The following is a 12782-nucleotide window of genomic DNA, read 5'->3' on the forward strand; positions in this document are numbered from 1 at the left end:
CGACAACGACGTTCTGGCTGTTTGTTAGCGCTCACAACAGCCATAACGTCGTTGTCGACGGGCTCCCCCGGTGCGCAAACTGGGGGCATGTACGTGCCTGCGCACTTCACCGCGGACGAGCGTGACGTCCGCGAGCTGCTCTCCCGGCCCCAGGCCGCGGACCTCGTCACCATGACCGACGACGGGCTCGTGGCCACGTTCCTCCCGTTCGTGTTCGACCCCGACGCGGGCGAGCACGGCGCGTTGCTCGGGCATGTCGCCCGCAACAACGACCAGTGGAGGCGGACGCCGACGGGTGAGGCGTTGGTGATCGTGCACGGCCCCGACGCCTACATCACGCCGAACTGGTACGCCACGAAGGCCGAGCACGGGCGCGTGGTCCCGACCTGGAACTACGTGACCGCGCACGTCTACGGCGAGCTGGTGACGCACGACGACCCGGCGTGGCTCGACGCGCTCGTCCGCAGGCTGACACAGCTGCACGAGCGCGGCGAGCCGGCACCGTGGTCGGTCGACGACGCGCCGGCGCCGTTCGTGGCGGGGCAGCTGCGTGCGATCGTCGGCGTCGAGCTGCGGATCACCCGCATCGAGGCGAAGGTGAAGCTGAGCCAGAACCGCCCACCGGCCGACATCGACGGCGTGGTCGCCGGCCTCGCCGCCCGCGGCGACACCGCAAGCTCCGAGGCGGTGAGCACGGCCCGGAAGAACTAGCGCGACCAGGTGGCGCCGGTCTGCCGGTAGCCGAGCGAGGCGTAGACGGCGTCGATCAAGGACTGGCCGCGCGGGTTGAGCCCGAGGCCGAGACCCTGCCGGTTCATGACGTAGCCGAACGAGATCCGCGCGCCCGGGTCGGCGAACCCGACGGAACCACCGATGCCGGGGTGCCCGAACGCGTCCTCCGAGTAGCGGACGCCGTCGCGGTCGCCTGGGTTCCGCTCGTGCTCGTTCATGATCGCCTTCACGAAGCCGAGGGTGAACCGGCTGGTCACCCCCATGGTGAGGTCGACGCCGTGCGAGCGTTCGCGGCCCATCAGCGCGAGCTGCTCCTCGTCGACGAGCCGCACACCGCCGTACGCGCCGTCGAGCGCGAGCGGCCGGTAGAGCTGCGCGAGACCGCGGGCGCTGGTGATCCCGCCGACGCTGCCCATCTCGGCGGCGTGCGCGGCGCGGCTGTCCGACTCGAAGGGGTCCATGTAGCCGCCGGTGTTGCCGATCTGCAGCGCCGGCACGGACGTGGGGTCGGACATCGCGGTGAGGAACATCGTCGGCACGGCCGCACCGGGCGCGGTCGGGTCGGCGGGGATGTTCGGGGCGACCCGCGACTCGGCGTCCTCCGGCAGCCCGAGGTGCATCTCGATGCCGAGCGGGCCGGCCACCTCCTCGCGGAAGAACGTCCCGAGCGAGCGGCCGCTCACCCGGCGCACCACCTCGCCGACCAGGAACCCGAACGTCAGCCCGTGGTAGCCGTGCGCGGCCCCGGGCGTCCAGAACGGCTCCTCCTTCGCCAGCGCGTCGGTCATGGCGTTCCAGTCGTAGAACGCGCCGCGCGGCAACGGCTGGCGCAACGCGGGCAGCCCGGCCTGGTGGGAGAGCAGGTGCGCGACCGTCACCGCCTCCTTGCCGAACTTGGCGAACTCCGGCCAGTACGTCGCGACGGGCGCCTCGACGTCCAGCTCGCCGCGGGACGCGAGCATGTGCGCGCACAGCGCGGTGGCGCCCTTCGTGCACGACCACACGTGCGTCAGGGTGTCGTGGCTCCACTCCCGCCCCGAGGCGACGTCGGCGACCCCGCCCCAGAGGTCGACGACCGGCTCCCCCTCGATCGTCAGGTGCACGGCCGCGCCGAGCTCGGCACGTTCGGCGAAGTTGCGTTCGAACTCGTCGCGCACGGCGGCGAACTCGGGCGCGCACGTTCCGTTGACGGTCATCAGCTGCTCCTCGACGTCGGAACCGCATGCCACCACGCCCCGTCCACGCCGGGTAAGTAGTGGTTCCGCAACCACTAAGCCAACTTCCCCACCGTTTTGTGCACATGCGCGCCATTTCGGCGCGCATCCACCCAAAACGGTGGGGAACTTCGGGCCGGGGTGTGCGCGAGGATGGCCGTCCGGGACGAGCGGGAGGGCGTCATCACGAGCGAGCTGGTGGGCCGGGCGGCCGAGCTGGAGCGGGTGCTGGCCGCTGTGGGCGGGGCGCCGTCGGCCGGGCTGCTGTGCGCGCTGGTGACGGGCGAGCCGGGCATCGGCAAGTCGCGGCTGCTCGACGCCGTGGCCGGCGGATTGCGCGAGCGGGGCTGGACCGTGCTGTCGGCTGCCGCCGACGACCTGCTGCGCCGCATCCCGTACGCCGCGCTGCGGACCGGAGTTGAAGCGCTCCCGGGACACGAGGGCGTGCTCGACGCGCTCACCCCGGCCGCGGCGGTATCGCCGACGTCGTTCGGCAGCGCGTGCGACGCCGTCACGCGGCTGCTCACGGAGCTGAGCGCGGCCGGCCCGGTCGCCGTGTGCGTCGACGACGTCGACCAGCTCGACGACGACTCCGTCGCGCTGCTGACGGTGGTGCTGCGCCGGGTCGCGGCGGCGCCGGTCGGCCTGGTCGCGACCGTCCGGTCCGCGGTGCTCGCCGAGCATCCCGGTGTGCAGGGGTTCCGCGAGCGGCTCGCCGGGTTCGCCGAGCTGACGACGTGCGAGCTCGGCCCGTTGAGCAGCGCCGACCTCGGCCCGATCATCGCCGCGGAGCTCGGCGGGCCGGTCGACGCGTCGATGGCGGCCGACGTGCACCGCCGGGCCGACGGCAACCCGTTCTTCGCCACGGAGATCACGCGCTCACTGCGCGAGCTGGACGTCGTGGCCGTCGTCGAGGGCCGGGCGCGGCTCGCAGTCGCGCCGGCGGACATCCGGCTGACCCGTCGCGACGCGCTGCTGCGGCGGGTCGCGCCGCTGCAGGGCGACACCCGTGCCGTCGCACAGGCCGTGTCGGTGCTGCGGCAGGCGCGGCTCGACCATTTCCCGTTGCTGGCGAGCGTCACCGAGCTGCCCGAGCGGTCCGTCGGGGCGGCGTTCGACGAGCTCGTGCGCACGAGGCTCCTCGTGGGCGACGAGCGCGGCGACTACCGCTTCTCGCACGCGCTGGTCGCCGACGCGTTGTACGAGGGGATCGGGCCGGCGGAGCGCCGACGGCTGCACGGGACGGTCGCGGCGAGGCTGCTCGCCGACCGCGAACGCGGGATGCCGGTCGGCGTGCACCGGCTCGCGTGGCACGTCGAGGAGTCGGCGCGGTTCGGCGACGAGGCCGCGGTCGCGGTGCTGGCCGAGGCCGCGATGCTCGCCCGGACGAGCGCGCCCGACCGGGCGGCCGCGCTCTGCGCCACCGCGCTCACGCTGCTCGGGCCGGCCGCGCCGCAGCGGCCCGGGTTGCTGTCGACGCGCTGCAGAGCCCTGGTCAGGGCGTCGCGGCCGGTGCCGGCGATCGAAGCGGGACGAGCGGCGTTGCAGCTGCTGCCGCCGGGCCGCGAGCGCTCGCAGACCGTCACCGCCGTGCTGGCCGCACTCTTCGCCACCGAGCGGTTCGTCGAGGCCATGGCACTGGCCGACGCCGAGGTCGCAGGCGGCGCGGCCGAACCGACCGTGCATGCCGTCCGCGCGATGCTCTCGGTCTTCACCGGCCGGTCGGCGGAGGCGCTCGCGCTCGTCGAGGCGACGGAGGCGCTGCCCATGTCGTCACCGGCGGAGGCGGTCGTCGTCTTCGGCCGGCTCGCGATGACCACGTCGGTGCTCAACCGGCACGACCGGACCGTCCACTACGCAGATCGGGCACTGCGCGCCGCCACCACCCCCGATCTCGAGCTGCAGGCCGCGGCGATGGGCGCGGTCACCGGCTCGCTCGCCGGCCTCGTCCGCGACGCGACGCGGCGGCTCGGCAGGGCGGAGGAGCTGGCCCGCGCCGGCGGCGCCGGGTTCCGGGGGCGAGCTGCTCGTCTCGCGGCTCGCGCTCGACTGGCTGGCCGGGCGGTGGGACGCGGCGCTGGAAGGGATCGGGCAAGCCGGCAGCGAGCTGGCCGCCCGCGACGAGATCGTGCTGCACGACGCCGTGCGGGCGATCGAGCTCGACATGCGCACGTGGCGCGGCGAGCTCGACGTGGCGGCGCGGCTGGCCGCGCAGGAGCCGCCGCGCTCGCCGAACATGCGGGGCCTCTTCGCGCTCGCGCTCAGCGCCTACCGGACGGTCGCCGGCGATCCCGCCGGTGCGCGGGCCGCGATCGCGACGGCGACCGCGGCGCCCGCCACCGACCCGTACGCGTGCGTTCTGCTGGGCCGGCTCGTCGAGCTGCTGCTGGCCGGCGGCGACCGTGACGGAGGGGACGGGGTACTCGCGACGCTGGTGGACGTCGCGGCCGGGCGGACGTCACCCTGGTCGCGGCTGGCGCTGCACCGGGCCACCGGCCTCACCCGGCGCGACGCCGACGAGCTGCGTGCCGCGGTCGTCGACGCCGCAGCGGGCGGGCTGGTGTTCGAGCAGGCGCGGGCCCAGCTGGCGCTCGGCGAGCTCGTCGATGACCCCGGCGAGGGCCTGGCCGAGGCGTACCGCACCTTCCACCGCCTCGCCGCGCACGGCCTGCGCCGCCGTGCCGGCGCGCGCCTTCGGGAGCTGGGGATGAAGGTGCCGAGGGCGGGCACCCGTGCCGCCGGGGTGCTGACCGACTCCGAGGAGCAGGTGGCCCGGCTCGTCCAGCAGGGCATGCGCAACCGCGACATCGCGGCGGCGCTGCACTACTCCCCCAGGACGGTCGAGGTCTACCTGTCGCGGATCTACACGAAGCTCTCGGTGTCGTCGCGGCTGGAGCTCGCGCGCAGGCTGGACACCCGCCGTTGACGGGAAGAGGACCTGGACGGGCGACACGTGCGTTTCGCATGCGAGGGCAGGAAAGCCACTTTCCGGCCCTCACAGGGCAGGAAAGTGGCTTTCCTGCCCTCCCCCGGACGACCCCAGTGGGCGTTCAGAGGCTCGCCGCGAGTTGGGGGTAGGTCGAGGCCAGCTGGTGCAGCAGGTGCGCGGCCGCCGTGTTGTCGCCCATGACGAGCGGGTACTGCAGCGCCCCGAGGAGCCTGGCCTGCTCCGTGGCGACGGCGGCGGCCGCGGTGGCGCCGATCCGGGACAGGCTCGTGGCGGCGTCGGCCAGCCTGCGTGTGCCCACCTTGACCGCGAAGTTCGCCAGGTGCGCGCGAAGGCCCTCGTCCGGGCCGGCCGCGATCATCCCCGCGAGCTTCGTGGCGGCAGCGGCGCTGCTGGCGCCGTTGCCGAGCCGGTCGCGGGCCTGCGGGAGCGACGCCGCCAGCGCGTCGAGCACGTCGACGTCGCGCGTGCGCCGGAACCCGCTGAGCATCGTGAACGGCTCGGCCGGGTAGTCGAATGAATTCGACCCCCACGCGGCGCAGAATTCGTCGATCGGCAGCGTGGCGAACGGGAATCCCTGCGGGTCGTGGAAAACGACCTGCTCGGCGACGTCGAGGACCACCACGAAATGGTCGGAGCCGATCGGGCCGGTCATGTCGGGGGCGTGGCGCAGCAGCTCGATCTCGACGGGGCCGACGAACACCGACCCCTCGCGCGTGGCCGCTCGCAGGCGGGCGACCGCATCGGCTGCCGGGCCGCCACTCGTCCAGTCCGCGTGCCATCCCAGCAGGTCAAGGGCAGCAGGCAGGCCGATGACCGGGTCCCAGCCAGGCGCGTCGAAGTACGGCGTGCCGTTCTGGAACTGCATCCCGAACGGCGAGCCCGTCAGCACCTCGATGTCCGACGGCGACGGGGCGGGCGCACCGAGCACCATGGCGAGCGAATTCGCGTAGCAATACGGGCCGGACCCGGTGTAGGAAGTCTCCATGCCTCGATCGTGGCAAATTTCCTACATAATTCGCAACATTTCAGATTTCACCGGTCAGTTCAATGCTTCCCCGTCGTGCTCGACGACCGTACGGATGGTGAACGACGGTCGCAGCATCATCGTCAGCTCCGTGCGTTCGAGCGCATCGGCGAGCTCGTGCGCCTCCGCCGGGCGGATCCGCGTGGGCAACAGCACGCGGCGGTAGAGCAGCGTCGGCGGACCGCCGTCGAGCGTCACGACGACCTCGACGTCGCCGCGCTCGCCGAGCCGACCGAGGTACGTGCGGGTGGTCATCGCGCTGCAAGCGGCGAGCGACGCCGTCATGAGCTCCAGCGGCTTGGGACCCGCGTCGCCGTGGTCGACGACCATGTCGTGCTGGCCGATCCGGACCGTCACCGACGTGCCGGTGCCGGCGGTGGCGTCGGCGCTGGCCAGCGGGACCTGCATCATTCGGGAACCTCTTCCATGGGGAGCAGCACCTGGAACCGGGTCTCGCCCGGTTCGGAATCGACCCGCACGTCACCGTGGTGGCGGCTGACGACCACCCGGTAGGTGACGTCGAGGCCGAGGCCGGTACCGCGTCCGACCGGCTTCGTCGTGAAGAACGGCTCGAAGATCCGCTGCCGGATCTCGGGCGGGATGCCGGGCCCGGTGTCGCCGATCTCGACGAGCACCCGCCCGTTCTCCCGGCCGGTGCGCACGGTGAGCGTGCCGCTGCCGTCCATCGCGTCGATGGCGTTGTCGATCAGGTTCGTCCAGACCTGGTTGAGCTCGGCGGGATAGGCCGGGATCGTGGGGAGCGACCGGTCGTAGTCCTTGACGATCGACACCCCGCTCTCCTCGCCGAGCTTGCGGCCGAACATCACCAGCGTGGCGTCGAGGCCCTCGTGGACGTCGATCCACCGGTGCGGGGCGCGGTCCATCTGCGAGTACTGCTTCGCGGCCGTCACCAGGTCGGAGATACGGGTGGTCGCGTCGAGGATCTCGCGCAGCAAGCTCTCGGTCTCGACGGTGTAGGCGAGCCAGCGGACGGCGCCTTCGAGCGTGGTCTCCTCCGCGGCGGTGGCGACGGCCTCCATGTCCTCCACGCCGAGCCCGCCGGCGACGAACACCGGCGCGAGGTCCCAGCCGCCCTGGATGCCGTGCTCGTCGAGCCAGTCGCCCACCTCGTCCTCGAGGTCGGTGGCCTGCAGCGGGGAGAGCGTCGGGGCGTGGCGGACCTTCTTGACGAACTCGTCCTGCGCCATCACCAGCTTCTTCAGCTGCGTGCCGGCGAGCTTCCCGTCGGCGATCATCGCGAGCTTGGCGCGCATCCCGGCGACCTTGTCGCGCAGCGCGTCGGTGGCCCGGCCGGCCGCGGCCGCGGGGTTGTTGAGCTCGTGCGTGAGGCCGGCGGACAGCTTGCCGAGCGCGAGCAGCCGCTCCCGCTCGCCCACCAGCGCGTTGCCGCGCCGCAGACCGAGGACCATGCCCTCCAGCAGGTGGACGGCCATCGGGAACCACTGGCGGAACTGCGCGGCGAACTCCTCGGCCGGAAGCGCGAGCACCGCGCAGTCGCTGATCGCGCGTACCGACGCCGGGTAGCTCTTCGCCGTCTCGTCGTCGAGGTAGAACTGCGTGGCGCCGAAGTACACCCCGCGCTGCTCGGTGCGGGTGGTCTCGACGTCGTCGCCGGCGATGTTGCGGCTCATCGCGATCGTCCCGGAGAGCAGGACGTAGAAGCAGCGCGACGGATCGCCCTCGACGACCACGTCGGTGCCGGCGCTCTCCTCGACGACGTCCGCGTTCTCCGACACCCAGGCCAGCTGCTCGTCGGTGCAGTCGGCGAAGAGGAACAGCGTGCGCAGCTCGTCGGGGGTGAGGTGCGCCGGTGCTGATGTGCTCACGGATCGAGCGTAACCCTCGATCAGCCGCAGCGTCGTCACCCGAACTTCCCCACCGTTTTGCCAACCTGCAGACCCTGGAGGGTGTGCAGGTTGGCAAAACGGTGGGCGGCTTACTGCTCGGACAGGTACCGGTGCACCAGCGTGACGGCCATGGCGCCCTCGCCGACGGCGGAGGCGACGCGCTTGACCGAGTCGGCGCGCACGTCCCCTGCCACGAACACGCCGGGCACGCTCGACTCCAGGTGGTACGGGTCGCGGTCGAGCGACCAACCGGCCGGGCGCTTCCCGTCGACGACGAGGTCGGGGCCGGTCCGCACGAACCCGCGGACGTCGCGCTCGACCACCCCGTCGAGCCACTCGGTGCGCGGCGCGGCGCCGATGAACACGAACATCGACCCCGCCCCGACGGTCTGCTTCTCCCCCGTCGTGCGGTCGGAGAGCACGAGGTGCTGCAAGTGCCCGTCGCCGCTCGCCTCGGCGACCTCGGTGCGGGTGCGCACCGTGATGTTGTCGATCACGTCGAGCTGCTTGATCAGATAGCTGGACATCGACGCTTCCAGGTTCGGCCCGCGCACCAGCAGCGTCACGGTCGCGGCGTGCCGCGAGAAGAAAACAGCAGCCTGACCTGCGGAGTTGGCGCCGCCGACGATGTAGACGTCCTCACCCGCGCACCCCGGCGCCTCCGTGGCGGCGGAGCCGTAGAACACGCCGCGACCGGTCAGCTCGGCCACACCCGGCGCGTCGAGGCTGCGGTAGGAGACACCCGTGGCGAGCACGACGGAGTGCGCGGCGATCTCGCTGCCGTCGCCGAAACGCACCACCCGCGCCGAACCGCGCGCCTCGAGCGCGACGACGTCGCGGGCCGTGAGCACCTCGGCGCCGAACTTGGCCGCCTGCCGACGCGCGCGGTCGGTGAGCTGCGCCCCGGAGACGCCGTCGGGGAAACCGAGGTAGTTCTCGATGCGCGAGCTCTGCCCGGCCTGCCCGCCGGTGGCCTGCCGCTCGACCAGCACGGTGCGCAGCCCCTCCGACGCCCCGTAGACGGCGCTGCCGAGGCCGGCCGGGCCGCCGCCGATCACGATGAGGTCGTAGAAGTCGGTCGCCGGGTCGGTGGTGAGCCCGACGGCCGACGCGATCTCGGCATCGCTCGGCGCGCGCAGCACGGTGCCGTCCGTGGTGATCACGACGGGCACGTCCTCCGGCGACGCCCCGGACGCCTCCAGGAGGCGGGCGCCCTCCGGGTCCTCGATCGAGTAGTAGCGGTAGGGCACCGAGTTGCGGGCCAGGAAGTCGCGCGCCTCGAAGCACTGGGCCGACCAGCGGTGCCCCACGACGCGGATCTCGTCGACCGGCCGCACGCCGACCGCGCGCCAGGTCTCCACCAGCGCGTCGATCACCGGGTAGAGCTTCTCCTCCGGCGGGTCCCACGGCTTGAGCAGGTAGTGGTCGACGTCGACGACGTTGATCGCCTGGATCGCGGCGTCGGTGTCGGCGTACGCCGTGAGCAGCGCCCTGCGCGCACGCGGCGCGATGTCCATGGCCTGCTCGAGGAACTCGATGCCGTTCATCTCCGGCATGCGGTAGTCGGCGAGGATCGCGGCGACGGGCTCGCCGCGCAGCGTCAGCTCACGCAGCGCCTCCAGCGCGTCGCGCCCCGACTCGGCCCGCACGATCCGGTAGTCCTGGCCGTAACGACGACGCAGGTCGCGGGCGACGGAGCGGCTCACGCCGGGGTCGTCGTCGACGGTCATCAGGACGGGTTTGGTCACTACGTACTCCTGCTCGCGATGCGGTGTGCGCCACCGAAACTAGCCGTCACGAGACGCCCCCGCGAGTGCGTCCGCACCGGGAGCAGACTGGCGTGGTGCAGATCCCGCCCGTCAGCTCTCCCGCCACCCTGGACGAAGCCCGGCGGCTGCAGGCGGACCTGGCCTCCCGGGTCGAGCTCACGGACGCCCCAGGCGGGCTGCCCACCGTCGTGACGGGTCTCGACGTCTCCTACCGCGTCGGGTCCGACGACGTCGTCGCGGCCGCGGTTGTGATCGACATCGCGTCCGGGGAGATCATCGAGCACCAGGTCGTGCGCGGCACCGTCACGTTCCCGTACACGCCGGGCCTGCTGGCGTTCCGCGAGATCCCGATGCTGCTGGAGGCGCTGCGCGGGCTCCGTACCGATCCCGGGCTGCTGCTCTGCGACGGGCAGGGCATCGCGCACCCGCGCCGCTGCGGCCTCGCGAGCCACCTCGGGGTGCTGCTCGACCTGCCGGCCGTCGGGTGCGCGAAGCGGCGGTTCATCGGCACCCACGACGAGCCGGGGCAGCGCCGCGGCGACCGCGCCGCGCTGGTCGACGGCACCGAACGCATCGGCTCGGTCCTGCGCACGCAGGACGGCGTGGCGCCGGTGTTCGTCTCGCCGGGGCACCGGATCGACCACGAAGCCGCGTGCGAGCTGGTGCTCGCCGCGGCGCCGCGCTACCGCCTCCCCGACCCCGTCCGGCACGCCGACCGGCTGTCCAGGGCCGCACTGGTGGGGTGAGCCGGATCAGGCGCCCCAACTCTTCGCGACCTTGTCGATCACGGAGGTGGCGAGGTACAGCGTGCCGCGGGTGGCAGGCCCGACCTCGAGCGTGAACGGGTACAGCTCGGGCGAGGTGATATCTGTGATCGGTGTGCCGTCGACCGCCAGCCGGACGCCTGCCGGGTTCACGGTCCGCAGCTTGGCCGGGATCCCGCTCGTCGCGGTCGCGAAGGCCGCGGTCGAGAAGCAGACGTAATAGGAGCCTTCGAGCTCGTCGAAGTCGAAGACCGTCCAGCCGATCGAAACCTTGAGGTCGCCGGAGCGGGCAGCCAGGTAGGAACTGACGAGCTGCCTGTTGCGGACCGAGAGCACCCCGGAGAACGCGACCGGTTGCAGGGCGCCCAGCCCCCAGCTGACGTCGCCGAGCGCAGCGACGATCGGTATGGCAGGGCCCCCGGCCGGGTCGCCGCGTCCGGCGAGGGCGCCCGCCTGAACCGGATCGGTAACGCTGATGTCCGCCACCAGTGCCGTCGTGCCGACGGTGAGGCGGGTGATCACCCCGACGGGGTTCCGCTCCTGGGACGTCGGGTTGAAGGTCTGGCCGATATCGCAGGACTTCCTGAACTCCGGCATGGCCGACATCCTCCCGCGAGGCGGCGTCGAGCGGGCGGCAACTTCGGTGCGATCGACGGCGCCGAACGCACCGGCTCGGTCCTGCGCACGAAGGACGGCGGCGCGCCGGTGTTCGTCTCACCGGGGCACCGGATCGGCCACGACGCCGCATGCGAGCTGGTGCTCGCCGCGGCGCCGCGCTGGTGGGGTGACCGATCCCTACTTCTTGCAGTACTTGCCGTTGTTCGTCGAGATGTAGAGGATCGGCGGTGCGTGCGGCACCGTGATCTTCAGACAAGCGCCCTTCTTCCCGTGCTCCGTCGCGGCCCGGCGGATGTTGTCGCGCAGGACGTAGGTCTCGACGGCCGGCTTCGCGACCGCGAGTGCGCACAAGGCACCCGCAGCGGCCGTCGGCTTGTTCTCCTGCAGCGGGTGGCAGACCTCGTCCTTGAGGTACCTGAGAAGGGCCGCGCCATCGCCCTCGCGCTCGTGCAGGTTCTTCGTCGCTGCCCGCGACAGGTAGAAGGAGCAGGAGCCCACGCTGCAGTTGACCGTCACCACCCCCCTCGTGACGGAACGGTTGAGGAGGCCGCTGCCGCGGCAGCTCCCGTTGTCGTTGTGACCGAAGACGCACAGGCCTGCGGGGGCGGCCGGGGTTGCGGGTACCGCGGCGTTCGCGACCGCCGGGCCGGTGAGCTGCATCGCGGCGAGCAGTCCCACGATCGCAAGGACGCGGCCGATCAGGTTCGCATTCATTCTTCGCATGGTTGATCTCCTCGATCGACGGCGATCGTCGATGCGGTCGCAGGTCTGATTCGGTGTCTTGACGACCGCGCGTTGTCGTCGCCCGGAATCATCCGAGGCGGCCGCCGGGCGGTGGAACCCCCGAACTCAGGGGTACCGCCGGTCCGTACCGGTGCACGCCCGATACCATGTGCACAGGTGGACGGCAACCCTTGAAGTCGGTCGGCGGAAATGACGGAACCAATGAGCACCGCACAGTGCGGGCCAGTACGCATAAGCGTGCATGAACGCGATCCGATCATTCTGCTCGAACCGCTTCGCCGCATCACGTTCGGTCGGGATCCGACGGCCGATCTGGTTTTCTCGGGCGACCCCGGCCTGTCGCGTCATGCCGGGGAGATCCGGCACGCTGGCTCCGGCGTGGTGATCGCGAATCTCAGCGCACGGCATTCACTGTTCGTCGCGGAAGCCGGCCGACGCACCAGACTGCACCCGGTGCAGAGCGGCGCGGCGCGGGTCTCGCTGTTCCTCGCCGCCGGCGTCTTCGAGGTCACGGCACAGAACTGGGAGGCGTCGGGCTGCCGCATCGCGATCCACGTTGCGCCCGCCGATCCCGTCGACGTGGAGCAGGTTCCGGCGCAGGCGCGCACCGAGACCGAACACTCCCTTCGGCTCAACCCGGCCACCAAGGAGTTCGCCACCGCACTCGTGCTGTGCAGCGCCAAGCTCCGAACCGGAACGGCGGCCTCCGTGCCGACGGTGCCGGAGCTGACCCGCCAGGTACTGGAAGCCACGGGCAGCTGGCACCTGCTGCGTCGCCTCGATGACGATCCCGCCACCCGAAGCAGGCTGACCGGACGCATCCACGAGCACCTCAAACAGCTGCGCTCGAAGCTCAAGGCGCGGAAGCTGGCGCCCGAAGGCGCGATGGCACCCGCACTCCTGGCCGACGTGCTCATCGACAACGACATCATCGCGCCGACCCATCTCGGGCTCCTGGAAGATCCCGACTGGCTCGCCGTGCAGGCCGAACTGTGGTGGTCCGCGCCCGACGACGGATAGGGGTCAGGGTTCCCGAACCCCTGCGTTCAGGGGGATGCCCGCGCACTGCCGCCGTGTATCGTCGACGCGTCACATCATC

The 12782-nt window shown here is 72.0% G+C and carries 12 protein-coding genes and 1 pseudogene; 6 read left to right on the top strand and 7 right to left on the bottom strand.

Annotated elements, in window-relative coordinates; all coding sequences use genetic code 11:
• The first annotated feature begins 87 nt into the window (after positions 1–87).
• A complete protein-coding gene (locus LL648_RS13625; RefSeq protein WP_232662885.1) occupies positions 88–711 on the top strand; it encodes an FMN-binding negative transcriptional regulator in 624 nt (207 codons plus the stop codon).
• Here the strand turns inward: LL648_RS13625 and LL648_RS13630 are convergent.
• Complete coding sequence (locus LL648_RS13630) at positions 708–1928, bottom strand: serine hydrolase domain-containing protein (protein WP_232662886.1); 1221 nt, start codon at positions 1926–1928, stop codon at positions 708–710. The genes LL648_RS13625 and LL648_RS13630 overlap by 4 nt on opposite strands.
• A 171-nt stretch (positions 1929–2099) precedes the next feature.
• Here LL648_RS13630 and LL648_RS13635 point away from each other — a divergent pair, with 171 nt between their 5' ends.
• Both LL648_RS13635 and LL648_RS44015 read left to right on the top strand, forming a co-directional pair.
• Positions 2100–4352 carry an ATP-binding protein gene (locus tag LL648_RS13635; RefSeq protein WP_232662887.1) on the top strand — a complete coding sequence of 751 codons (2253 nt, stop codon included), beginning with the start codon at positions 2100–2102 and terminating at the stop codon, positions 4350–4352.
• 301 nt (positions 4353–4653) lie between these two features.
• Complete coding sequence (locus LL648_RS44015) at positions 4654–4872, top strand: helix-turn-helix domain-containing protein (protein ID WP_255685400.1); 219 nt, start codon at positions 4654–4656, stop codon at positions 4870–4872.
• Positions 4873–4996: 124 nt separating this feature from the next.
• Here the strand turns inward: LL648_RS44015 and LL648_RS13645 are convergent, their stop codons facing one another.
• From LL648_RS13645 to LL648_RS13660, 4 genes are all read right to left on the bottom strand, one after another.
• The gene (locus LL648_RS13645) at positions 4997–5881 is read right to left on the bottom strand and encodes a hypothetical protein (protein ID WP_232662888.1); all 885 of its coding nucleotides are present in this window, start codon (positions 5879–5881) and stop codon (positions 4997–4999) included.
• Positions 5882–5935: 54 nt separating this feature from the next.
• Positions 5936–6331 carry an OsmC family protein gene (locus LL648_RS13650; RefSeq protein WP_232662889.1) on the bottom strand — a complete coding sequence of 132 codons (396 nt, stop codon included), beginning with the start codon at positions 6329–6331 and terminating at the stop codon, positions 5936–5938.
• Positions 6328–7767, bottom strand: a complete 1440-nt coding sequence (locus tag LL648_RS13655; protein ID WP_232662890.1) for an ATP-binding protein — start codon at positions 7765–7767, stop codon at positions 6328–6330. Before LL648_RS13655 ends, LL648_RS13650 begins: the two co-directional genes overlap by 4 nt.
• Before the next feature lie 110 nt (positions 7768–7877).
• Complete coding sequence (locus tag LL648_RS13660; protein ID WP_232662891.1) at positions 7878–9536, bottom strand: FAD-dependent oxidoreductase; 1659 nt, start codon at positions 9534–9536, stop codon at positions 7878–7880.
• A 95-nt stretch (positions 9537–9631) separates the two neighbouring features.
• On the opposite strand from LL648_RS13660, the gene nfi reads away from it, so the two are divergent.
• Positions 9632–10303 carry a deoxyribonuclease V gene (gene nfi / locus LL648_RS13665; RefSeq protein ID WP_232662892.1) on the top strand — a complete coding sequence of 224 codons (672 nt, stop codon included), beginning with the start codon at positions 9632–9634 and terminating at the stop codon, positions 10301–10303.
• Between the two features lie 6 nt (positions 10304–10309).
• Here the strand turns inward: nfi and LL648_RS13670 are convergent, their stop codons facing one another.
• The gene (locus tag LL648_RS13670; RefSeq protein ID WP_232662893.1) at positions 10310–10918 is read right to left on the bottom strand and encodes a hypothetical protein; all 609 of its coding nucleotides are present in this window, start codon (positions 10916–10918) and stop codon (positions 10310–10312) included.
• A 51-nt stretch (positions 10919–10969) separates the two neighbouring features.
• Here LL648_RS13670 and LL648_RS45195 point away from each other — a divergent pair.
• Positions 10970–11080, top strand: a pseudogene (locus tag LL648_RS45195) (endonuclease V); the annotation flags it as partial.
• Positions 11081–11116: 36 nt separating this feature from the next.
• On the opposite strand, the gene LL648_RS13680 reads toward LL648_RS45195, so the two are convergent.
• Positions 11117–11653: a hypothetical protein gene (locus LL648_RS13680; RefSeq protein ID WP_232663115.1), complete on the bottom strand. Its 537-nt coding sequence runs from the start codon at positions 11651–11653 to the stop codon at positions 11117–11119.
• A gap of 267 nt (positions 11654–11920) precedes the next feature.
• Here LL648_RS13680 and LL648_RS13685 point away from each other — a divergent pair, with 267 nt between their 5' ends.
• Positions 11921–12703: an FHA domain-containing protein gene (locus tag LL648_RS13685; RefSeq protein WP_232662894.1), complete on the top strand. Its 783-nt coding sequence runs from the start codon at positions 11921–11923 to the stop codon at positions 12701–12703.
• Positions 12704–12782 lie beyond the last annotated feature (79 nt).

Source organism: Pseudonocardia sp. TRM90224 (assembly GCF_021245725.1).
GTDB lineage: Bacteria > Actinomycetota > Actinomycetes > Mycobacteriales > Pseudonocardiaceae > Pseudonocardia.